This window comes from Pantoea sp. OXWO6B1 (assembly GCF_001641135.1).
GTDB lineage: Bacteria > Pseudomonadota > Gammaproteobacteria > Enterobacterales > Enterobacteriaceae > Pantoea > Pantoea allii.
Window position 1 is genome coordinate 177,889 of record NZ_LWLR01000001.1, and the last position, 22,224, is coordinate 200,112.

Here is a 22,224-nt window from a genome sequence, read left to right on the forward strand (position 1 = left end):
CCAGTATTACATCATCACCACGTCAAACTGTTCCTGAGTGTAGAGCGCTTCTACGTGCACCTTCACCTGTTTACCCACGAAAAGTTCGACTTCGGCCAGCGCATGGGACTCATCTGTTTTCAAGGCCTCACCGACGGTTGGCGAAACGTACACCAGGAATCGATCCGAGTCATAAGCATGATGCACGCGGACAATTTCGCGCATGATTTCGTAGCACACCGTTTCAACTGTTTTCAGCGTGCCGCGCCCTTTACAAACCGGACAGTCCTCACACAGCACGTGCTCAATACTTTCGCGCGTGCGCTTGCGGGTCATTTCCACCAGCCCTAACGCTGAAAAGCCGCTGATACCGGTCTTAACCCGATCTTTATTCAGTGCCGTTTCCAGCGAATGCAGCACGCGACGGCGGTGGTCCTCATTACTCATATCGATAAAGTCGATGATAATGATGCCCCCCAGATTACGGAGTCTTAGCTGACGTGCAATCGCCTGAGTGGCTTCCACATTGGTATTAAAGATAGTCTCATCAAGGTTTCGGTGCCCGACAAATGCCCCCGTATTGATGTCTATCGTCGTCATCGCTTCAGTTTGATCGATGATTAAGTATCCGCCAGATTTGAGTTCAACTTTTCGTTCCAGCGAGCGCTGAATCTCATTTTCAACATCAAACAGATCGAAGATAGGCTGCTTACCATTGTAAAGCTCAAGCTTGCTGGACATCTCGGGAATGTATTCACTGGTGAACTCGTTGAGCAAATCGCAGGTGAGGCGCGAATCGACACGAATGCGGTCCAGCGCTGCGCCAGCAAAATCACGCAGAATACGTTGTGCCAGCGCCAGTTCACCATAAAGCAGACAACGCGTTTGATTACGTTTTTTTCGTTCGCTGACTTTGGTCCACAGGCGCTTCAGAAAGGCCGCATCCTGTGCCAGTTCTTCTTCACCAATGCCTTCGGCTGCGGTGCGGATAATAAAGCCGCCCAAATCGTCACAGTAATCGGCTACCACGGCTTTCAGCCGCTCTCGCTCTTTTTCACTGGCGATACGTTGAGAAACGCCAACATGCGCTGCCCCAGGCATGAACACCAGGTAGCGCGAAGGCAATGTGATATCCGTCGTCAGTCGCGCGCCTTTGGTGCCCAGCGGGTCTTTCACCACCTGAACCACCAGATCCTGTCCCTGGCGAACCAGTTCTGCGATATCCCGTACGACAAAATTTTTCTTTTCATCGCCCGCAACACATTCGGTGTGCGGCATGATGTCAGAAGCGTGCAGGAACGCGGCTTTATCCAGTCCGATATCCACAAATGCCGCCTGCATGCCAGGCAGCACCCGGCTGACGCGTCCTTTGTAAATATTGCCGACAATGCCGCGTCGGGCTTCACGCTCGATATGGATTTCCTGCAGGATTCCGCCATCAATATAGGCGACTCGCGTTTCAGCAGGCGTAACGTTAACCAGTAGCTCAGCCGTCATGTTAACCCCTTACGGCACGCAGTGACTGAAAATGGTCGATCAGCTCTGCTGTCTCAACCAAGGGCAATCCGACCACCGCGTGATAACTTCCATTGATTTTACGCACAAAGTTTCCGCCCTTCCCCTGAATACCGTAAGCGCCGGCTTTATCCATAGGTTCACCTGTCGCGATGTAATCAGTAATGTCGCTCAGGGTTAAGTTACGAAAAGTCACCTCGGTGACCACCAGACAGTCCAGTACCTGCTGACGGTCAGCCAGAGCAATCGCCGTCATGACCTGATGGGTTTTTCCTGAGAGTTTACTGAGCATCGCGCTGGCATGGGCGGCATCGCGCGGTTTTTCCAGCACCTCACCGTTGAGCACGACGATGGTATCCGCGCCCAATACAGGCAGGTCATGCGGGGCAATCAGCGTACCGGCTTTTGCTTTGTCATGCGCCAGGCGACGGACATACACCTCGGCCGATTCATGCGACTGACGTTGTTCTTCAACGTCAGTGATGATGCGCTCAAAGTTCAGACCAAGTTGAGTCAGCAGTTCGCGTCGACGGGGAGACGCGGATGCCAGATAAAGGGTTACCATAAATTTCCTTATTGAACAGCGAACTGACGGCGGATCTTTCTCATTAATAAGAATAGCCACGGCCAGAGAATCCCGTCGACAACACTGCTCCAGAAAATTTCAGGGCGGAATGAGACGTTGATCACCAGAAACTCCGCCCAGAAGACGATCACATCCATTGCTAATGACAGCACCATAACCATTAACGCCTGCTGCCACAACGCTAAGTTACGGAATAACTGGAATTTAAACGCCACCAGATAGGCGATGATGCTAAGCGCCAACGCGCGAACGCCAAGCGTGGAACCCGCGATTAAATCCATAATCGCGCCCAGCAGAAACCCACTTCCCACATTAACACGGTGCGGAAGCGCCAGTACCCAGTAGACCAGGATCAGCAATAACCATGAAGGCCGGAACATATAGATTTGTTCCGGCCATGGCATGATTTGCAGAATAAAGGCCATAAGAAAGGACAGCCAGATAACCCATCGTCCCTGGCTGCGATATCGACTCAATTCTGGCCTCCGCGTGAGCGGGAAGCGGACCCTTGTGGGTTGCTTTCGCTACTGCCAGAAGCAGGCGTGGTGGTCTGGGTAGCAGGTGCAGGCGGGCCCATTTCACCCGCGGGAGGCAGAACCTGCGGCATCATCTGCATCAGGCGTTCATTAGCGACCCGGTGGACTTCATCAGGTGCCATCGGCATATCACCGTTGTGATCCGCGCCCCACAGTAGCAACAGGTAACGCAGACGTTGCAGACCTGCGGTTGGATGTGCCTGGATGACCGTGTACGCGCGTTGCGTATCGACCTTAACCGATGAAACCACCCCTACCGGATAGCCCTCAGGGAAACGCCCACCTAAGCCCGACGTCACCAGTACGTCACCGACACGAATATCGGTATTGCCTGGCAAGTGTTCCAGTTGCAGATCTTCCGTACACCCGTTGCCTGCCGCGATCACGCGAATATCATTACGCAGTACCTGGATAGGCAGCGCATGTGATGCGTCACAAATCAGCAGTACACGACTGGTAAACTGGCCGACGGCGATGACCTGGCCCACGACACCTTTATCACTGATAACCGGCTGGCCTTCGTAAACACCGTTAGCACTGCCTTTATCGATAACCACTTGATCGGTGTAGGGATCGGTACCGGTGGAGATAACCTGAGTCACCATCTTGTGCTCGTCCTGACGCAGCGGGGAACCCAGCAGCTCGCGCAGGCGCGCGTTCTCCTGCTTGTATTGCCCCAGCATAAGCAGGTCGCTGTTCTTCAGAAAAAGCTCTCGACGTAACGCTTTATTTTCCAGTTCGAGCTGCTGGCGAGAAGCCAGCGTGTCTGACACGCCATCAAGAAGCTGGCGCGGCCCATTGGCCAGGAAGTAAAACGGACTGACCGACGTGTCCAGATAGTTGCGTATTTGAGTAAATGAACTCACGCGACTATCAGCAATGATAATGGCAATCGCCACAATCACCGCCAAAAATAGACGCAATTGCAGAGAAGGCCCTCTGCTAAAAATCGGCTTCATATAATCTGCGTGTTCCTCGACTACAAGGTAAGAAAGTACGGGCGAGCCGCACTTTCCTGGGCTGGTCACATCATACCGATGCGTGCAGCGCCGGTTTACACGCTACTCCCTGCGCACTGTTACAACGATTCCAGCCGGTTGAGGCAATTATTCTTCGCTGAATAAATCGCCGCCATGCATGTCGATCATTTCCAACGCTTTTCCGCCACCGCGCGCAACGCAGGTCAGTGGATCTTCAGCGACGACAACAGGAATACCTGTTTCTTCCATCAGCAGGCGATCCAGGTTACGCAGTAACGCGCCGCCACCGGTCAGGACCATGCCGCGCTCAGAAATATCAGACGCCAGTTCCGGTGGGCACTGTTCCAGCGCAACCATTACCGCACTTACGATACCGGTCAGTGGCTCTTGCAGGGCTTCGAGAATTTCATTGGAGTTGAGTGTAAAGCCGCGTGGTACACCTTCCGCCAGGTTACGACCACGCACTTCAATTTCACGCACTTCATCACCCGGATAAGCCGAGCCGATTTCATGCTTGATACGTTCTGCTGTCGCTTCACCAATCAATGAACCGTAGTTACGGCGCACATAATTAATAATGGCTTCGTCAAAACGGTCACCGCCGATACGAACGGATGAAGAGTACACAACGCCATTCAGGGAAATCACGGCAACTTCAGTGGTACCACCACCGATATCCACGACCATTGAGCCCGTGGCTTCAGAAACCGGTAAACCTGCACCAATCGCGGCCGCCATTGGCTCTTCAATCAGGAAAACTTCACGCGCGCCCGCGCCTTGGGCCGATTCACGAATCGCGCGGCGTTCAACCTGGGTTGCGCCTACAGGCACACAGACCAGCACACGCGGACTTGGGCGCATGAAGCTGTTGCTGTGAACCTGTTTGATGAAGTGCTGCAACATTTTTTCCGTCACAAAGAAATCGGCAATAACGCCGTCTTTCATTGGACGAATAGCTGCGATATTGCCTGGCGTACGGCCAAGCATCTGTTTGGCGTCATGACCCACAGCCGCCACGCTTTTCGGTGAACCTGCACGATCCTGGCGGATAGCAACCACGGAAGGCTCGTTCAGCACGATGCCTTGTCCTTTTACATAAATCAGGGTGTTCGCGGTACCCAGGTCAATGGACAAGTCATTTGAAAACATGCCACGAAATTTTTTAAACATACTAAAGGATAATCCTGCAAGCTGGAGGCGGAAAATAAAATCCGCTTACTTTACCAACCACACGAAGCTGCCACAAGGCGCAAAAACGTTCTGCTTCGGTGAAAAAATAGACGGCATTCGTTTTACATCATTTAAGCCTGTTACGCATACGAGCGGAACAGCGATATCACGGCATCAGAGCAGCATGTTAAAGAATTTTCTTAACTTTACTCCGACATAAAATCTAACATTTCAGGCGACGTATTCTGCACGTTTATCGTTCCATATTCATCAAAAGCTGAGGCGAAGAACGTAAAACCGGTCAAACGGTTAAAAACGGTAACGCTGGGAGTACTTTTTTACGTTACTGTTAACCGGCTGTGAAGGTGAAAAAAAGTCACCCTGTCCACCTTCTACCCCTAATCCTACCAGGGTTTGCCACTCTGCATTGGTGCGCACGCCCGCGGCATACAGCTGCGTCCCGGTGGGCTTACAGACGTCCAGCAAGCTTCGCACAAACAGCTGGTTTTCCGTACGCCGCTCAATGTTGCGCACCAGTCCTGCATCCAGCTTGATTAATTCAACCGGTAACTGCCGGATGTAAGCACTGCTGACTACCGTCAGACCGGCCTGATTAACCGCGATACGACAGCCGAATGCCTGCAATGAGTGGAAGATCGGAATCAAATCGCTGATGTGTTGACAGACATCCCCTTCCGCAAGTTCAAATAAAAATCGCTTTCTTTGAGATTTTGGGCACTGCAGCAACATATTGTACAACCAGACAATAAACGGACGTTTCAGCAGCGAGTCGATATTGATGGGGATGACCAATGTCTCTTCTGGCCACAGTTCAGATAAGGCGGCAACGCGTAATACCATCTGGCGGTCCCAGCTTTCGGCCATGCCGAGCTGCTGCACCAATGGCATATATTCAGCCGACAGTACCTCTTTGTCCCCATCATAAATGCGCGTGAGCAGTACGCGATGCCGCACCTTACCCTCTTTGTCCACCGCAGGCTTCTGATATAAACGTGGTCCGCCGCGACTTAAGGTATTTTCCAGCAAGGTCCGCCAACGAACACTACCGCGTCCTGCATCCAGAGGGTTTCCTGCGCCATTAGACCAGTTATTGCCGCCTGACAACGTCGCGCGGCGCGTGGCCATTTCGACATTTTCCATGACCTGCGGCACCGTCTGTCCGCTGTGCCAGGCACTGATGCCGATGTGAATAAAATCGTCGCGGTTAACCTTGCGCATAGGCGGCAACGCGTCAACCGCATTGATGAGGTGATCAGCGATACTGTTTGCCTCTTTCAGGCTACGATGCGGCAGTAATACCGCGAAATCACTGCGAAAATAGCGCGCCAGAAGTGCGCCAGGATAACGCATGACAAACGTGGACAGCATGTTGACGACGTTAAACAGGTACTCTTCGACCAGCACTGGCCCCAGTGAATCATCGTGGGTGTCGAGCTCAGGAAAACGTATCATCATGACCACGCCATGCGTCCCGACATCTTCCTGATCCTCAAGCAGCGTTGCCAGCTGACTATCGAAGAAAAGGCGGTTATTCAGCCCCGTCCGGCCATCCTGAGCCGCAAAGGTTCGAATCAGCGTATCGATGCGGACGCGCTGCTCGCCGGCTTCCTGTAGATCGGACAGTAACAGGTCGATCGCACGGCTGGCTCTGGGCGGCCACTCATCAGCATGCTTTTGCCGACAATGCCGACGTTCTCCACCAAGTATTAATGCTGAGCGGCTTTCCAGTTGCTCCATCCCGCGCCATTGACGTACCAGCCAACGATGAGTAATGGACAGCATAACGGCCATGATCAGTACGACCAACAGCAGCGCGACAAGCGTATATGTCGCGGGAATAGAGTGCAGCCAGGTTTGTGCGGGATCGAGTATCGTCAGTTGCAATCGCATACCCGGCTGGTGCATCAGCGCAATGTCAAAATGGATATAGCGATTTTTTTGATGCTGCAGCATTTGGTTTTCATGGCGGGAAAGCGTGAAAACAGTCTGCCGACCATTATATAAGGACAGCTGTTCGGCGTTAATCACGGGTAATACCGGCGTAAGCCAGGCTTCCAGCGCTTCGGGAGGCTGTTTCAGCAGGACTTTATCCACTTCGGTTGCCAAAACCTGTACCCGATTTTCTACACGCTGATGGGTGAGCCAGAAAACACTAAAAGCACAGCCCACCAGCATTAAAACCATTGCCAGTACGCTAATAAATGTAATAAATGCAGAAAGTTTGGTAGTTAATCGCATCCCTGTGCCTGTTTCACTACGGTTGCCGCCGGATCACGCCGCCTCTCTGCACGTTAGCCGGAAGAATTTTGAGCAAAATAACACAAATTGTTTCCGGCAACAGCGAGGTCATACGCGAAGCCGCAGTATAACGTTGAGAAAGGCCCAGAACGCTTAATTATCCTTTTTTCAGCGCATTCTCATTGGAAGCTTCAGCCAGGAAATTTCACATTTTTGCAGCAAAATTCGCCAGCTTAAGCAATAGTCATCATGCTGATTGTGAAAATCGAGCTGGAGAAGAGACGATGAAGCAGACAAAACGCCTGACCGAAGCAGATGTAACGCCAGAAAGCATCTTTAATATGAATCGTCGTCGGGTGCTTCAGACCCTGGGACTGGGGGCTGCTGCAATCAGCGTCCCGGGCATGGCCAACGCCGATATTCTGAGTTGGTTCAAAGGTAATGACCGCCCGCCCGCGCCGGCGGGTCGGGCGCTGGACTTTACCAAGCCCGCACAATATCAGGCCAACCTGCCGTTAACGCCTGCGGATAAGGTTTCCGGCTATAACAATTTCTACGAATTTGGCCTGGATAAAGCCGATCCGGCAGCGAACGCGGGAACGTTAAAAACCGATCCCTGGAAGCTGACGATAGAAGGCGAAGTGGCAAAGCCCGTGACGTTAGACATGGATGATATTTTTAAACGCTTTGCCATGGAGCAACGTATCTACCGGATGCGTTGCGTTGAAGCCTGGTCGATGGTGGTGCCGTGGATAGGTTTTGAACTCAATAAACTCCTGAAGCTGGCGGAACCCACCAGCAAAGCGCGCTTTGTTGCTTTTCAGACACTTTATGCCCCCGATCAGATGCCGGGTCAAAAGGACCGCTTTATCGGGGGTGGGCTAAATTATCCTTATGTAGAAGGCTTACGGCTGGATGAAGCCATGCATCCCCTGACCATTCTGACGACGGGCGTTTACGGTAAAGCCCTGCCGCCACAGAACGGTGCGCCAATTCGGCTTACCGTACCCTGGAAATATGGCTTTAAGGGCATTAAGTCTATTGTGAAAATTACGCTGACGCACGACCAGCCGCCTACCACATGGAACCAGATTGCGGATAATGAGTACGGCTTCTATGCCAACGTGAACCCGCATGTGAATCATCCGCGCTGGTCGCAGGCCACCGAACGTTTTATTGGTCCGGGTAGTGCTTTTAATGTTGATCGTCAGCCCACATTACTGTTCAACGGTTATGCCGATCAGGTTGCATCACTCTATCGCGGTATGGATTTGCGGGAGAATTATTGAGTGCGCCTGTCAATAAAGCAGATCGGCTGGCTTAAAGTGCTACTGCATCTGGCGGCTTTCTTACCGCTGGTTTACTTGATTATGGCCGCGATGCAGGGAGGACTCAGCGCCGATCCTGCCAAAGATATCCAGCATTTTACCGGCCGTATGGCGCTGAAACTGCTGTTAGCAACCTTGCTTGTCTCGCCGTTAACACGCGTGGCCAGGCAACCGCTGCTCATTCGGACCCGTCGCCTGTTGGGTATCTGGACTTTTTTCTGGGCCAGCCTGCATCTAACCAGTTACTACCTGTTGGAGCTGGGCGTGAATAACCTCGGCCTGCTCGGAAGCGAATTGATTTCACGTCCTTATCTGACACTGGGCATTATTTGCTGGTTTATTCTGCTGGCGCTGGCGATCACCTCTTTTCAACGCATGCAGCGCAAACTGGGCAGGCGCTGGCAAACCTTGCATAACTTTATCTATCTGGTCGCTATTTTGGCGCCGATTCACTATATGTGGTCGGTAAAAATCCTGTCTCCCCAACCGATCATTTATGCGCTTTTAGCCCTGATATTGTTAGCCTGGCGCTATAAAAAGTTCATTAAATGGTGGCCGCGCTAGTCTCTTCTTATTGCCGATCGTCTGCGAAAAATGCGGCCTGCGAGCCGCATCCGATCAACTTCGCAGATAAGACCAGTATTTTGCTGCGAAATGCCACGAAACGGATATAATGCCCGGCTTTATTGCGATGTGACGCTTCTTTTTCACTGTGACGGGTGACAAATGGAAAGCGGCAAGGTATTTTACGCGATGCCTCAATGATTGCGGGAGATGGCAGCAAGATGGCCGATAAATTACATATTCTGCTTTTGAACGGTCCCAACCTTAACCTGTTAGGGACGCGTGAGCCTGATAAATACGGGGATGTTACCCTGGATCAGATTGTTTCCAGTCTGAGCCATCAGGCAGACCAGTTGAATGTAAGGTTAAGCCATTTGCAATCCAATGCTGAGTATCAACTCATTGATCGCATTCATGAGGCAAAAGGCAATGTGGATTATATCATTATCAATCCTGCCGCGTTTACGCATACCAGCGTAGCAATGCGTGATGCTCTGTTAGCGGTGAACATTCCATTTATTGAAGTTCACCTGTCAAATGTGCACAGCCGCGAGCCTTTTCGCCATCACTCCTATTTTTCTGATGTCTCTGCTGGCGTCATTTGTGGGCTTGGCGCTGACGGTTACTCGTGGGCATTACAAACGGCAGTGAAGCGCCTGTCTCATACTAATTAATCAAACTGAGTACGGAACCCCATTCATGGATATTCGTAAAATTAAAAAACTGATCGAACTGGTTGAAGAATCTGGCATTTCTGAGCTGGAGATCTCCGAAGGCGAAGAGTCTGTTCGTATCAGTCGTGCACCTGCAAATACTGGTTATCCGATGATGCAACAGGCTTATGCTGTGCCCATCGCTCAGCAGCCTGCTCTGGCGAATGCCGTCGCACCTGTTGCCGCCGTCGCAGAAGCCGCGCCTGCTGAAATCAGTGGTCACATCGTACGTTCACCTATGGTAGGGACCTTCTATCGCACACCAAGCCCGGATGCGAAAGCATTTGTGGAAGTGGGCCAGAAAGTCAATGCAGGTGACACGCTGTGCATTGTTGAAGCCATGAAAATGATGAACCAGATTGAAGCCGATAAATCTGGCGTAGTTAAAGCCATTCTGGTGGAAAGTGGTCAGCCGGTAGAATTTGACGAGCCACTTGTTGTCATCGAATAACGGGGCGAACCATGCTGGATAAAATTGTTATTGCTAACCGCGGTGAGATTGCGCTGCGCATTCTGCGTGCCTGTAAAGAACTGGGCATTAAGACTGTTGCGGTTCACTCAAGCGCGGATCGTGACCTTAAGCACGTGCTGCTGGCAGACGAAACGGTTTGCATCGGCCCGGCGCAGTCGGTCAAAAGTTACCTTAATATCCCGGCGCTGATTTCTGCCGCCGAGATCACCGGCGCGGTGGCGATTCACCCCGGTTACGGCTTCCTTTCTGAGAATGCCGATTTCGCCGAGCAGGTTGAACGCTCTGGCTTTATCTTTGTTGGTCCAAAAGCCGACACCATTCGCCTGATGGGCGATAAAGTGTCCGCGATTACGGCGATGAAGAAAGCCGGTGTGCCTACCGTTCCCGGCTCCGATGGCTCACTGACCGATGACATGGAAAAGAACCGTGCCTTCGCCAAGCGCATCGGCTATCCGGTCATCATCAAAGCCTCTGGCGGCGGCGGTGGTCGCGGCATGCGCGTTGTGCGCAGCGATAAAGATCTGGAACAGTCCATCAACATGACGAAAGCGGAAGCCAAAGCGGCTTTCAACAACGACATGGTTTACATGGAAAAGTATCTGGAGAATCCTCGCCACATTGAGATTCAGGTACTGGCAGACGGTCAGGGCAATGCCATCTATCTGGGCGAACGTGACTGTTCGATGCAGCGTCGTCACCAGAAAGTGGTGGAAGAAGCGCCAGCACCGGGCATCACGCCAGAATTACGTGAATTTATCGGTGAGCGTTGTACCCGCGCCTGTATTGATATCGGCTATCGCGGTGCAGGTACCTTTGAGTTCCTGTACGAAAACGGCGAGTTCTATTTCATTGAAATGAACACCCGTATTCAGGTTGAGCATCCGGTTACCGAGATGATCACGGGCGTTGACCTGATCAAAGAGCAGTTGCGCATTGCTGCGGGTCAACCGCTGTCGATTAAACAGGAAGACGTGGTCATTCGTGGTCATGCGGTCGAGTGCCGTATCAACGCAGAAGATCCGGTGAGCTTCCTGCCAAGTCCTGGTAAAATTACCCGCTTTCATGCGCCGGGTGGTTTTGGCGTACGTTGGGAGTCCCATATTTATGCCGGCTACAGCGTGCCGCCTTATTATGACTCCATGATCGGCAAGTTAATCACCTACGGTGAAACCCGTGATATCGCCATTGCACGTATGAAAAATGCCCTGGCGGAGCTGATTATCGACGGGATTAAAACCAACATCGAACTGCAGATGCGAATCATGTCCGATGAAAACTTCCAGCAGGGTGGAACCAATATCCACTATCTGGAGAAAAAGCTCGGCCTGCACGAGAAGTAATCGCAACGCTGAGTCAGTTTGAGGCCGGATATTCCGGCCTTTTTCTTTTCCCGCAGGCGTTAAGGTCACACTATGGACGCGCGTTATTTACAGGCTCACAAAGAAGCTCGCTGGTCACTCTATCTGACACTGGCATGGTTAGCCGTCTGGGGCGGTTCGGCCTGGTTAGGGGGAAATGCGATGGGCATAACGGGCTTGCCGCGCTGGTTTGAGCTCTCCTGTATTTTTGCTCCTCTGCTGTTCATTTTTTTATGCTGGATGATGGTGCGTAAGGTCTTCCGGAATATGTCGCTGGAGGATGACAATGAACACTGAAATCATTCTTCCGCTACTGGCTTATTTGGCCGTCATTGCTGGCTTGTCCGTGTTTGCGATGCGCAAACAACGCAAAGGCAACTTTCTGACCGAGTATTTCCTGGGCAGCCGCTCAATGGGCGGATTTGTCCTGGCAATGACCATCACGACCACCTATATCAGCGCCAGCTCGTTTATAGGCGGCCCGGGTGCGGCCTATAAATACGGTTTGGGCTGGGTGTTGCTGGCAATGGTGCAGGTTCCCGCTGTCTGGCTGTCGTTGGGCGTACTGGGTAAAAAGTTTGCCATTCTGGCGCGCAAGCACAATGCGGTAACACTCAACGATATGCTATACGCACGCTATGGCAGCACACTGCTGGTCTGGTTAGCCAGCCTGAGCCTACTGATTGCCTTTGTGGGCGCGATGGCCGTGCAGTTTATTGGTGGCGCACGTCTGCTGGAAACCGCTGCCGGCATCCCTTACGACACCGGACTGCTTATTTTTGGTGGCACTATCGCACTCTATACCGCCTTTGGCGGCTTCCGTGCCAGTGTCCTCAATGATGCGATGCAGGGCATTGTGATGCTGATAGGCACCTTCTTACTGCTGTTTGCCGTCATTCATCACGCTGGCGGTATTCATTCGGCCGTAGACAAGCTGCACGCGATCGACCCCAAACTGCTGTCTCCTGAGGGCCCGGGCGATATTATTACGCCGACCTTCCTGAGCTCGTTTATTGTGCTGGTCTGCTTTGGCGTCATCGGCCTGCCCCATACGGCGGTGCGCTGTATCTCTTATAAGGACAGTAAAGCGCTGCATCGGGCCATTATTCTTGGCACCATTGTTGTTGTGCTCCTGATGCTGGGGATGCACCTGGCTGGCGCACTCGGTCGGGCGATATTACCGAATCTGACCGTGCCGGACAGCGTCATCCCCACACTGATGATCACCGTGTTACCGCCTCTGGCTGCAGGGCTGTTTTTAGCGGCACCGATGGCGGCGATTATGTCCACCATCAACGCCCAGCTGTTGCAGGCCTCCGCTACGCTGGTCAAAGACCTGTATCTGCGCATCGCCCCGCAGCAAAGTGATAATGAGCCACGCCTGCGGATTTTATCGGGAACGGTGACCTTTTTGCTCGGGATCATACTGCTTTTCGTCGCCTGGCATCCGCCAGACATGATTATCTGGCTCAACCTGCTGGCTTTTGGCGGTCTGGAAGCGGTTTTCCTCTGGCCACTGGTTCTGGGTTTATATTGGGCGCGCGCCAATGCGGTCGGTGCGCTCAGCGGCATGGTGGTGGGCGGAGGCTGCTATGCCGTTCTGGCGACCCTGGGTCTGCAACTGTGGGGTTTTCATCCCATTGTGCCTTCATTATTGTTAAGTCTGCTGGCGTTCCTGGTCGGCAACCTGTTTGGGCGTTTACCGCATGCGGTCAGCGCACCACAACACTGAATTAAGAGAGACGTTATGCCGTGGATTCAAATCAAAATTAACAGTTCTGGCGCAAACGCTGAAGAACTAAGCGATGCGTTAATGGAAACAGGTGCCGTATCTGTCACCTTCCAGGATACGCACGATACACCGGTCTATGAACCTATGCCGGGCGAAACCCGCCTGTGGGGCGATACCGACGTTATCGGGTTATTCGACGCGGAAAGCGACATGGAGGGCGTAATTGCTGAACTTTCTCAGCATCCTCTTCTTGGTGAGAATTTCCGTCACAAGATCGAACAGATCGAGGACAAAGACTGGGAACGTGAGTGGATGGCAAACTTCCATCCTATGCGTTTTGGTGAGCGCCTGTGGATCTGCCCGAGCTGGCGCGATGTGCCCGATCCGGATGCCGTCAATGTGATGCTCGATCCCGGACTTGCTTTCGGTACCGGTACTCACCCTACCACCTCGCTTTGCCTGACCTGGCTCGATGGTCTGGATCTGGCCGGTAAAACCGTGATCGATTTTGGCTGCGGTTCAGGAATACTTGCGATCGCGGCGCTTAAGCTCGGCGCGGCGCAGGCGATCGGTATTGATATCGATCCTCAGGCGATCCAGGCCAGCCGTGACAATGCAGAGCGTAATGGCGTTGCCGATCGTTTAACGCTGTTCCTGCCGCACCAGCAGCCGGAAAACCTTCAGGCCGATGTTGTGGTGGCTAATATTCTTGCCGGCCCGCTACGTGAATTGGCACCGCTTATCAGCGTGCTGCCTAAATCGGGCGGGCATCTTGGTTTATCCGGCGTGCTGGAGAGCCAGGCCGAGAGCGTCTGTGAAGCCTACGTGGCGCACTTTGCACTCGATCCTGTTGCGGTCAAAGAAGAGTGGTGTCGTATTACGGGCGTCAAAACCGCCTAGTCTTTAAGACGTTGCCCGTCACAGAAGCAGTCCTGCCAGTTCGACAGGACTGCCTGAATGCCTGTGCCGTCGGTTCCGCGTTTCGCTTACAACCGTTACCGACAGCACCGAAGGCTGTAACACTCAGCAGCACAGCTTTTGCCGTCGCTTAAGCCGTTGCTTGTATCGTTAATCACGGTATGTGACGTTTTTTATCTGGCAAATGCCGAATCTTCGTCGGAAAAACCTTTGTTCACAAAATAAACACAAATGTTTAAGCTACTGATTTATATATAAATTAATTCATATGTCCGCGATAAGATGAGGGCGAAAGCCGTTTTCTTATGAATTGTTCAAAGTTTGGCCTTTCATCTTCCTAAAAAAATGCGTAATATACGCCGCCTTGCAGATACAGTATGGCATTACGACTTCATGCGCATTGGAAACCTCCAACTGAGAAATCGACTGATTGCAGCGCCGATGGCCGGTATTACTGACAGGCCTTTCAGAACGCTTTGTCACGAGATGGGTGCAGGAATGGCGGTTTCTGAGATGTTGTCATCGAATCCCGAAGTCTGGGCCAGTGACAAATCTCGTTTACGCATGGTGCACAGTGATGAACCCGGCATTCGTGCCGTCCAGATTGCAGGGTGCGATCCCAGTGAGATGGCCCAGGCTGCGCGTATTAATGTCGATGCTGGTGCACAGGTTATTGATATTAATATGGGTTGCCCGGCAAAAAAGGTGAACCGCAAAATGGCGGGTTCCGCCTTATTGCAGTATCCCACAGTAGTGGAGTCTATTCTCTCTGCCGTGGTGAATGCCGTTGATGTTCCGGTAACATTAAAAATTCGTACCGGATGGGATCCAGAAAACAGAAACTGTGTCGCGATTGCCCAATTGGCTGAACGCTGTGGCATTCAGGCTTTGACGATACATGGCCGCACTCGTGCCTGCCTGTTCAACGGAGACGCTGAATACGACAGTATTCGGACAGTTAAGCAGAGTGTTTCTATTCCGATTATCGCGAATGGAGACATAACTGACCCGCATAAAGCCAGAGCAGTGCTCGACTACACCGGAGCCGATGCTCTGATGATAGGACGCGCTGCTCAGGGAAGACCGTGGATCTTCCGGGAAATCCAGCATTATCTGGACACTGGGGAGCTGCTTGCCCCGCTGCCACTGGCAGAGGTCAAGCGTTTGCTTGTTTCGCATATACGTGAGCTGCACGACTTTTACGGTTCAGGCAAGGGATACCGTATAGCGCGAAAGCACGTCTCCTGGTATCTCCAGGAACATGCCCCAAATGACCAGTTTCGGCGCACATTCAACGCCATTGAGGATGCCAGCGAACAGCTGGAGGCGTTGGAGGCATACTTCGAAAATCTTGCGTAACGAAATAAAGAGCTGAAAGAACTATGTTCGAACAACGCGTAAATTCTGACGTACTGACCGTTTCTACCGTTAACTCACAGGATCAGGTAACTCAAAAACCTTTGCGTGATTCGGTTAAACAGGCACTGAAGAACTATTTTGCTCAACTGAATGGTCAGGATGTGAGTGACCTGTATGAGCTGGTTTTGGCTGAAGTCGAGCAGCCTCTGTTGGACATGGTGATGCAGTATACCCGTGGCAACCAGACCCGTGCTGCCCTGATGATGGGTATCAACCGCGGTACGCTGCGTAAGAAACTGAAAAAATACGGCATGAACTGATTCAGTTCAGACCGTTAATCTCGCCAGCCTCAGGGCTGGCGTTTTTATTTGTGCGCTAACGCGCAAATTTTTTTAAATCCTGTGAAACAGTTGCGTCAAATATGGTAACTGTAGTTGCAGTCGCCAGCGTGATTTTTACAGGCCGTCCTTTTTAAACCGTCTCCCGCTACACGCTCATCTTTTTCTGATCGCCTGCCTTTCAACCCTGTCATAACAGCCTTTTGTGAGCCTGATTAACATTTTACGCAACACCTCAATCGCTTACAGCCACCACCTGCCATGCAGCTCACAATGTTGCTAAATAGTGAAACAATTTGCACTAAATGTGATCCCTTCGACTCGAAATGCTTCCTTTTGGTGCGTCATATTATTGCAGCCCTCCAGATGATTCAGATTATTACCCGATCTTTCAGGTGACTTCAGGATTATGCAAACCTGGCACTGGCTTTGCAAAGTCGTGGATGGCCGATCGCCACAGACAGGAACGCACATCAAAGTGCGCAATACATAACAACACAACACGACATGCCACACAGGATGCTTTATGAAAAAGATGATGCTCTCTACTCTGGTTGCTGCGGCTTCTCTGCTTGCCGTTGCTCAGCAGGCTCATGCAGGTACCACACTTGATGCGATTAAAAAGAAAGGGTTCGTTCAATGTGGTATCAGCGATGGCCTGCCGGGTTTCTCTTATGCAGATGCCAGCGGCAAATTTACCGGCCTTGATGTGGATATCTGTCGTGCAGCCGCCGCCGCCGTGTTTGGTGACGCAACAAAAGTGAAATATACCCCGCTGACCGCAAAAGAACGTTTTACCGCTTTGCAGTCAGGGGAAGTCGATATTCTTTCTCGTAACACCACCTGGACTTCATCACGTGACGGCGGCATGGGCTTCATGTTTACCGGCGTTAACTACTATGATGGCATTGGCTTCCTGACCCATAAGAAAGCCGGCCTGAAGAGTGCGAAAGAGCTGGATGGTGCGACCGTCTGTATTCAGGCTGGTACTGATACCGAGCTGAATGTGGCTGACTTCTTCAAAGCCAACAAAATGCAGTACACGCCGGTCACCTTTGACCGCTCGGATGAATCCGCCAAAGCACTGGATAGTGGCCGCTGCGATACGCTGGCATCTGACCAGTCTCAGCTGTACGCCCTACGCATTAAATTAGGTAAACCAGATGACTTCATCGTCTTACCTGAAGTGATCTCTAAAGAGCCACTGGGCCCGGTTGTGCGTCGCGGTGATGATGACTGGTTCACCATCGTTAAATGGTCGCTTTTCGCCATGCTGAACGCAGAAGAGATGGGCATCAGCTCTAAAAACGTTGATGAGATGACGGCTAAACCTACCACACCTGATATGGCGCACCTGCTTGGCGCTGAAGGCGACTTTGGCAAAGATTTGAAGCTGGATAACAAATGGGCTTACAACATCATTAAACAGGTTGGTAACTATCAGGAAAGTTTTGATCGTAACGTCGGTAAAGACAGCCCGCTGAAAATTGCCCGTGGTCAGAATGCGCTCTGGAACAAAGGCGGCATTCAGTACGCACCACCGGTACGTTAATCACGCCTCACCCGTCGGGCACCGTTTTCTACGGTGCCCCAGCAAAGCTTTCGTTACTGAGGTCTAAACATGTCACAACGCCCAACCGTGAAAAGGGATTTTTCGTTCGGTAATCCCACGGTTCGAGCCTGGCTTTACCAGATAGTTGCGATCATTACCGTACTTGCTGTGGTGGGCTATCTCATCCACAACACCGTTATCAATCTCGCTAATCGCGGTATTACTTCCGGCTTTGGTTTTCTGGAACGCAATGCTGGTTTCGGCATTGTGCAGCATCTTATTGATTACACTGAAGGTGACACCTACGCACGCGTCTTTTTGGTGGGCCTGACTAACACGTTACTGGTGTCGGCACTCTGTATTGTTTTTGCTTCAATACTGGGTTTTTTTATTGGTCTGGCGCGTCTTTCCGATAACTGGTTACTGCGTAAAATCGCCAATATCTACATTGAAACCTTTCGCAATATTCCCCCTTTGCTGCAGATTTTCTTTTGGTACTTTGCGGTATTACGTAATCTGCCCGGTCCACGTCAGGCGCTTAACGCTTTTGATCTCGCCTTTGTCAGTAACCGCGGTCTGTACGTACCCTGGCCGACCTATGCGCCGGGCAGCTGGCCTTTTGTTATTGCCCTTGCACTGGCTGTTGTAGCGATTTACGGCCTGTTCCGTTTTAATCGTCAGCATCAGCTTAAAACCGGTCAATTACGTCGCACCTGGCCTGCCGCCATTGCGATGTTATTGGTGTTCCCTTTCATTGCGCATCTGGGCTTTGGCGCAGCGATGCACTGGGATATACCTGAGTTACGCGGTTTTAACTTCAGGGGCGGCTTTGTCATGATTCCTGAACTGGCCGCCCTTACGTTGGCGCTGTCGATCTATACCTCCTCTTTTATTGCGGAAGTGATTCGCTCAGGTATCCAGGCCGTGCCCTATGGGCAGCATGAAGCGGCCCGCTCGCTGGGGCTGCCGAATCCCGTTACGCTGCGTCAGGTCATTATCCCGCAGGCCATGCGCGTAATTATTCCGCCCCTTACCAGCCAGTATCTGAATATTGTGAAGAACTCTTCACTGGCTGCTGCAATTGGTTATCCCGATATGGTGTCGTTGTTTGCCGGCACGGTCCTTAATCAGACCGGACAAGCCATTGAGACCATTGCTATCACCATGAGCGTTTACCTGATTATCAGCCTGCTGATTTCAATGTTGATGAACTTCTACAACCGCAAAATCGCGCTGGTTGAGCGTTAAGAGAACGGGATAATTATGTCTGTCACTGCACATGAAACACCGCTGATAGCCTCCTCGCCGTTGAATCGGGCATGGCGATGGGCACGCAAGAACCTGTTTTCAGGTTGGTTTAATACCTTATTGACCCTGTTCTGTATCTGGCTTATCTGGCATGTGATTCCACCTGCTCTGAACTGGCTGATCTTTGATGCGAACTGGTTTGGCACAACACGGGCTGACTGCACCAAAGAGGGCGCATGTTGGGTCTTCATTCATGCCCGCTTCGGTCAGTTTATGTATGGGCTCTATCCTCATGAACTGCGCTGGCGCATCAATCTGGCGCTGATCATTGGGCTCGCGTCTATCGTTCCGATGTTTGTTAAACGTCTGCCTTACCGTGGGCGCTATATTGCCGCCTGGGCAGTATGTTATCCCCTCGTTGTCTGGTTTCTGTTGTATGGCGGCTTCTTAGGACTCGACCGGGTCGAAACCCGTCAATGGGGTGGGCTCACGCTGACGTTAATCATCGCGTCTGTTGGTATCGCGGGGGCATTACCTCTGGGTATTTTGCTGGCGCTGGGGCGACGCTCCCGGATGCCGGTGGTACGAACGCTGTCAGTGATTTTTATTGAGTTCTGGCGTGGCGTGCCGCTGATAACGGTGCTGTTCATGTCATCGGTTATGTTGCCACTGTTTATGGCAGAAGGGACGACCATCGACAAACTGGTGCGCGCATTGGTTGGCGTCATTTTGTTCCAGTCGGCTTATGTGGCCGAAGTAGTACGTGGTGGGTTACAGGCGTTACCAAAAGGGCAGTTTGAAGCCGCTGAATCATTGGCGTTGGGATACTGGAAGACCCAGATGCTGGTCATCCTGCCGCAGGCATTAAAGCTGACTATTCCGGGACTGGTGAATACCATTATTGCGTTATTCAAAGATACCAGCCTGGTGATCATTATTGGTTTGTTCGATCTGTTTAGTAGCGTGCAACAGGCTACCGTCGATCCCGCCTGGTTAGGCATGTCTACTGAAGGCTATGTCTTTGCCGCGCTGGTCTACTGGATTTTCTGTTTTAGCATGTCGCGTTACAGCCAGTATCTGGAAAAACGTTTTCACACCGGGCGCAAATCGCACTGAGGTTTCTATGACACAAATAATAACTGATTCAACCAATGCGATGATTTCGCTTGAAAATGTGAACAAGTGGTACGGGCAATTTCACGTGCTGAAAGATATTAATCTGCAGGTGAAACCTCGTGAACGTATCGTGTTGTGTGGTCCCTCTGGTTCAGGTAAATCCACCACGATTCGCTGCATCAATCATCTTGAAGAGCATCAGAAGGGCCGTATTGTTGTAGATGGTATTCATTTGAATGAGGATGTGCGCAATATCGAGCGAGTTCGTACTGAGGTCGGTATGGTGTTTCAACACTTCAATCTTTTCCCTCATCTTACCGTTTTACAAAACTGTACGCTGGCACCGATGTGGGTTCGTAAGATTGCCAAAAAAGAGGCTGAAGAGCTTGCTATGCATTACCTGAAGCGGGTGCGTATTGAAGAGCATGCGCATAAGTTTCCAGGTCAACTGTCTGGGGGACAGCAGCAGCGTGTCGCTATCGCACGTTCGTTATGTATGAAACCCAAGATCATGTTGTTTGACGAGCCGACATCTGCCCTGGATCCAGAGATGGTAAAAGAAGTACTCGATACGATGATTGGGCTGGCAGAAGACGGTATGACGATGTTGTGTGTGACACATGAAATGGGCTTTGCGCGTACGGTGGCCGACAGAGTGATCTTTATGGATCGCGGTGAGATCGTAGAAGTTGCGCCGCCGCAGGAGTTTTTTGCGAATCCCCGGTCAGAACGCACCCGCGCTTTCCTGTCTCAGGTTATTCACTGACCCTGCTCCATCTCTCAGCACCTCCGTCATACGGAGGTGCTGTTCTGCCGCGCCTGACAACTGCATACAGCGCGTCTATTCCCCGTATATTCTCACTTCGCTAACGCTGATTACACAACGCTTCAACTGACAGAGTTGCCTGTCCGCAATCATACTTCATTGCGCCAGCAGTCCTTCTTCTTGCCGGTTACATGGCTTTTATTGGCCATTTTACGGGTCAGGGGAGAGCCACCCGGCCGTTTTAAGTACATCATCAGTGCCTGTGGCGACCCATATACGTTTAACAGAGACTTTTTACCGAATAACAGACGTAAAAAAGCCCTGAACTTTCGTTCAGGGCTTTTTTGTTTGATGCCTGGCAGTTCCCTACTCTCGCATGGGGAGACCCCACACTACCATCGGCGCTACGGCGTTTCACTTCTGAGTTCGGCATGGGGTCAGGTGGGACCACCGCGCTACAGCCGCCAGGCAAATTCTTTATTTGCCGAACTCTAGCCATATATAACTGGTGCTGATACCCAGAGTCGAACTGGGGACCTCACCCTTACCAAGGGTGCGCTCTACCAACTGAGCCATATCAGCACGCAACAGGTACTCCCGGCACTTTTATGCTGATGCTCGGGTCTTTCAATTTGATGCCTTGCAGTTGATGAATCACGCGGTGATTCACCCTTCGGGCCGCTGCTCTGCAGCGTTCAAAAGCATTCGCTTTTGTCCTACTCTCTTTGAGTAGAGAACTGCCCGAAGTAACGTGCAGGTTTTCAATTTGATGCCTGGCAGTTCCCTACTCTCGCATGGGGAGACCCCACACTACCATCGGCGCTACGGCGTTTCACTTCTGAGTTCGGCATGGGGTCAGGTGGGACCACCGCGCTACAGCCGCCAGGCAAATTCTTTATTTGCCGAACTCTAGCCATATATAACTGGTGCTGATACCCAGAGTCGAACTGGGGACCTCACCCTTACCAAGGGTGCGCTCTACCAACTGAGCCATATCAGCACGCAACAGGTACTCCCGGCACTTTTATGCTGATGCTCGGGTCTTTCAATTTGATGCCTTGCAGTTGATGAATCACGCGGTGATTCACCCTTCGGGCCGCTGCTCTGCAGCGTTCAAAAGCATTCGCTTTTGTCCTACTCTCTTTGAGTAGAGAACTGCCCGAAGTAACGTGCAGGTTTTCAATTTGATGCCTGGCAGTTCCCTACTCTCGCATGGGGAGACCCCACACTACCATCGGCGCTACGGCGTTTCACTTCTGAGTTCGGCATGGGGTCAGGTGGGACCACCGCGCTACAGCCGCCAGGCAAATTCTTTATTTGCCGAACTCTAGCCATATATAACTGGTGCTGATACCCAGAGTCGAACTGGGGACCTCACCCTTACCAAGGGTGCGCTCTACCAACTGAGCCATATCAGCACGCAACAGGTACTCCCGGCACTTTTATGCTGATGCTCGGGTCTTTCAATTTGATGCCTTGCAGTTGATGAATCACGCGGTGATTCACCCTTCGGGCCGCTGCTCTGCAGCGTTCAAAAGCATTCGCTTTTGTCCTACTCTCTTTGAGTAGAGAACTGCCCGAAGTAACGTGCAGGTTTTCAATTTGATGCCTGGCAGTTCCCTACTCTCGCATGGGGAGACCCCACACTACCATCGGCGCTACGGCGTTTCACTTCTGAGTTCGGCATGGGGTCAGGTGGGACCACCGCGCTACAGCCGCCAGGCAAATTCTTTGT

The 22,224-nt window shown here is 51.8% G+C and carries 20 protein-coding genes, 3 tRNA genes and 4 rRNA genes; 14 read left to right on the top strand and 13 right to left on the bottom strand.

From position 1 onward, the window contains the following. Positions 1 to 6: 6 nt before the first annotated feature. From rng to csrD, 6 genes are all read right to left on the bottom strand, one after another. On the bottom strand, positions 7 to 1,476 hold the full coding sequence (rng, locus tag A6A26_RS03075; protein ID WP_063877432.1) for a ribonuclease G: 1,470 nt from the start codon (positions 1,474 to 1,476) through the stop codon (positions 7 to 9). 1 nt (position 1,477) lies between these two features. Next, positions 1,478 to 2,059, bottom strand: a complete 582-nt coding sequence (locus tag A6A26_RS03080) for a Maf family protein (protein ID WP_063877433.1) — start codon at positions 2,057 to 2,059, stop codon at positions 1,478 to 1,480. An 8-nt stretch (positions 2,060 to 2,067) separates the two neighbouring features. Further along, a complete protein-coding gene (mreD, locus tag A6A26_RS03085; RefSeq protein WP_006120976.1) occupies positions 2,068 to 2,556 on the bottom strand; it encodes a rod shape-determining protein MreD in 489 nt (162 codons plus the stop codon). Next, positions 2,553 to 3,575 (bottom strand): rod shape-determining protein MreC, encoded by a 1,023-nt coding sequence (gene mreC, locus A6A26_RS03090; RefSeq protein ID WP_063877434.1) that lies wholly within the window; start codon positions 3,573 to 3,575, stop codon positions 2,553 to 2,555. Before mreC ends, mreD begins: the two co-directional genes overlap by 4 nt. Positions 3,576 to 3,722: 147 nt before the next feature. Beyond that, positions 3,723 to 4,766, bottom strand: coding sequence for a rod shape-determining protein MreB (gene mreB, locus A6A26_RS03095; protein WP_003855260.1), 1,044 nt, complete (start codon positions 4,764 to 4,766; stop codon positions 3,723 to 3,725). Between the two features lie 309 nt (positions 4,767 to 5,075). Further along, positions 5,076 to 7,025: an RNase E specificity factor CsrD gene (csrD, locus tag A6A26_RS03100; RefSeq protein WP_063877435.1), complete on the bottom strand. Its 1,950-nt coding sequence runs from the start codon at positions 7,023 to 7,025 to the stop codon at positions 5,076 to 5,078. A gap of 284 nt (positions 7,026 to 7,309) precedes the next feature. Here csrD and msrP point away from each other — a divergent pair, with 284 nt between their 5' ends. The 14 genes from msrP (at position 7,310) to A6A26_RS03170 (ending at position 20,489) form a co-directional block, all read left to right on the top strand. Beyond that, positions 7,310 to 8,314 carry a protein-methionine-sulfoxide reductase catalytic subunit MsrP gene (gene msrP / locus A6A26_RS03105; protein ID WP_063877436.1) on the top strand — a complete coding sequence of 335 codons (1,005 nt, stop codon included), beginning with the start codon at positions 7,310 to 7,312 and terminating at the stop codon, positions 8,312 to 8,314. Then, positions 8,315 to 8,917 (top strand): protein-methionine-sulfoxide reductase heme-binding subunit MsrQ, encoded by a 603-nt coding sequence (gene msrQ / locus A6A26_RS03110; RefSeq protein WP_063877437.1) that lies wholly within the window; start codon positions 8,315 to 8,317, stop codon positions 8,915 to 8,917. 221 nt (positions 8,918 to 9,138) lie between these two features. Next, positions 9,139 to 9,591, top strand: a complete 453-nt coding sequence (aroQ, locus tag A6A26_RS03115) for a type II 3-dehydroquinate dehydratase (RefSeq protein ID WP_063881046.1) — start codon at positions 9,139 to 9,141, stop codon at positions 9,589 to 9,591. A gap of 25 nt (positions 9,592 to 9,616) precedes the next feature. Beyond that, positions 9,617 to 10,081 (top strand): acetyl-CoA carboxylase biotin carboxyl carrier protein, encoded by a 465-nt coding sequence (accB, locus tag A6A26_RS03120; protein WP_063877438.1) that lies wholly within the window; start codon positions 9,617 to 9,619, stop codon positions 10,079 to 10,081. A gap of 11 nt (positions 10,082 to 10,092) precedes the next feature. Continuing rightward, the gene (gene accC / locus A6A26_RS03125; RefSeq protein WP_063877439.1) at positions 10,093 to 11,442 is read left to right on the top strand and encodes an acetyl-CoA carboxylase biotin carboxylase subunit; all 1,350 of its coding nucleotides are present in this window, start codon (positions 10,093 to 10,095) and stop codon (positions 11,440 to 11,442) included. A gap of 72 nt (positions 11,443 to 11,514) precedes the next feature. Beyond that, positions 11,515 to 11,757 carry a YhdT family protein gene (locus tag A6A26_RS03130; protein WP_063877440.1) on the top strand — a complete coding sequence of 81 codons (243 nt, stop codon included), beginning with the start codon at positions 11,515 to 11,517 and terminating at the stop codon, positions 11,755 to 11,757. Further along, positions 11,747 to 13,192: a sodium/pantothenate symporter gene (gene panF / locus A6A26_RS03135; RefSeq protein WP_063877441.1), complete on the top strand. Its 1,446-nt coding sequence runs from the start codon at positions 11,747 to 11,749 to the stop codon at positions 13,190 to 13,192. Before A6A26_RS03130 ends, panF begins: the two co-directional genes overlap by 11 nt. Before the next feature lie 15 nt (positions 13,193 to 13,207). Further along, positions 13,208 to 14,092 carry a 50S ribosomal protein L11 methyltransferase gene (gene prmA, locus A6A26_RS03140; protein WP_063877442.1) on the top strand — a complete coding sequence of 295 codons (885 nt, stop codon included), beginning with the start codon at positions 13,208 to 13,210 and terminating at the stop codon, positions 14,090 to 14,092. Positions 14,093 to 14,503: 411 nt separating this feature from the next. After that, the gene (dusB, locus tag A6A26_RS03145) at positions 14,504 to 15,469 is read left to right on the top strand and encodes a tRNA dihydrouridine synthase DusB (RefSeq protein ID WP_063877443.1); all 966 of its coding nucleotides are present in this window, start codon (positions 14,504 to 14,506) and stop codon (positions 15,467 to 15,469) included. Between the two features lie 23 nt (positions 15,470 to 15,492). Then, positions 15,493 to 15,789, top strand: coding sequence for a DNA-binding transcriptional regulator Fis (fis, locus tag A6A26_RS03150; RefSeq protein ID WP_003855228.1), 297 nt, complete (start codon positions 15,493 to 15,495; stop codon positions 15,787 to 15,789). Between the two features lie 544 nt (positions 15,790 to 16,333). Then, positions 16,334 to 17,359 (top strand): amino acid ABC transporter substrate-binding protein, encoded by a 1,026-nt coding sequence (locus A6A26_RS03155; RefSeq protein ID WP_063877444.1) that lies wholly within the window; start codon positions 16,334 to 16,336, stop codon positions 17,357 to 17,359. 69 nt (positions 17,360 to 17,428) lie between these two features. Continuing rightward, the gene (locus tag A6A26_RS03160; protein WP_063877445.1) at positions 17,429 to 18,607 is read left to right on the top strand and encodes an amino acid ABC transporter permease; all 1,179 of its coding nucleotides are present in this window, start codon (positions 17,429 to 17,431) and stop codon (positions 18,605 to 18,607) included. A gap of 15 nt (positions 18,608 to 18,622) precedes the next feature. Further along, on the top strand, positions 18,623 to 19,723 hold the full coding sequence (locus A6A26_RS03165; protein ID WP_063877446.1) for an amino acid ABC transporter permease: 1,101 nt from the start codon (positions 18,623 to 18,625) through the stop codon (positions 19,721 to 19,723). A gap of 7 nt (positions 19,724 to 19,730) precedes the next feature. After that, positions 19,731 to 20,489, top strand: coding sequence for an amino acid ABC transporter ATP-binding protein (locus A6A26_RS03170; RefSeq protein WP_063877447.1), 759 nt, complete (start codon positions 19,731 to 19,733; stop codon positions 20,487 to 20,489). 353 nt (positions 20,490 to 20,842) lie between these two features. Here A6A26_RS03170 and rrf (A6A26_RS03175) read toward each other — a convergent pair. The 7 genes from rrf (A6A26_RS03175) to rrf (A6A26_RS03205) form a co-directional block, all read right to left on the bottom strand. Continuing rightward, positions 20,843 to 20,958 (bottom strand): 5S ribosomal RNA (gene rrf / locus A6A26_RS03175). Between the two features lie 37 nt (positions 20,959 to 20,995). Further along, a tRNA-Thr gene (locus A6A26_RS03180) sits at positions 20,996 to 21,071 on the bottom strand. A 189-nt stretch (positions 21,072 to 21,260) separates the two neighbouring features. Further along, positions 21,261 to 21,376, bottom strand: a 5S ribosomal RNA gene (gene rrf, locus A6A26_RS03185). 37 nt (positions 21,377 to 21,413) lie between these two features. Next, positions 21,414 to 21,489: transfer RNA gene (locus tag A6A26_RS03190), tRNA-Thr, on the bottom strand. 189 nt (positions 21,490 to 21,678) lie between these two features. Next, positions 21,679 to 21,794: ribosomal RNA gene (gene rrf, locus A6A26_RS03195) — 5S ribosomal RNA — on the bottom strand. A gap of 37 nt (positions 21,795 to 21,831) precedes the next feature. Then, positions 21,832 to 21,907: transfer RNA gene (locus tag A6A26_RS03200), tRNA-Thr, on the bottom strand. Positions 21,908 to 22,096: 189 nt separating this feature from the next. Further along, a 5S ribosomal RNA gene (gene rrf, locus A6A26_RS03205) occupies positions 22,097 to 22,212 on the bottom strand. Between the last annotated feature and the right edge of the window lie 12 nt (positions 22,213 to 22,224).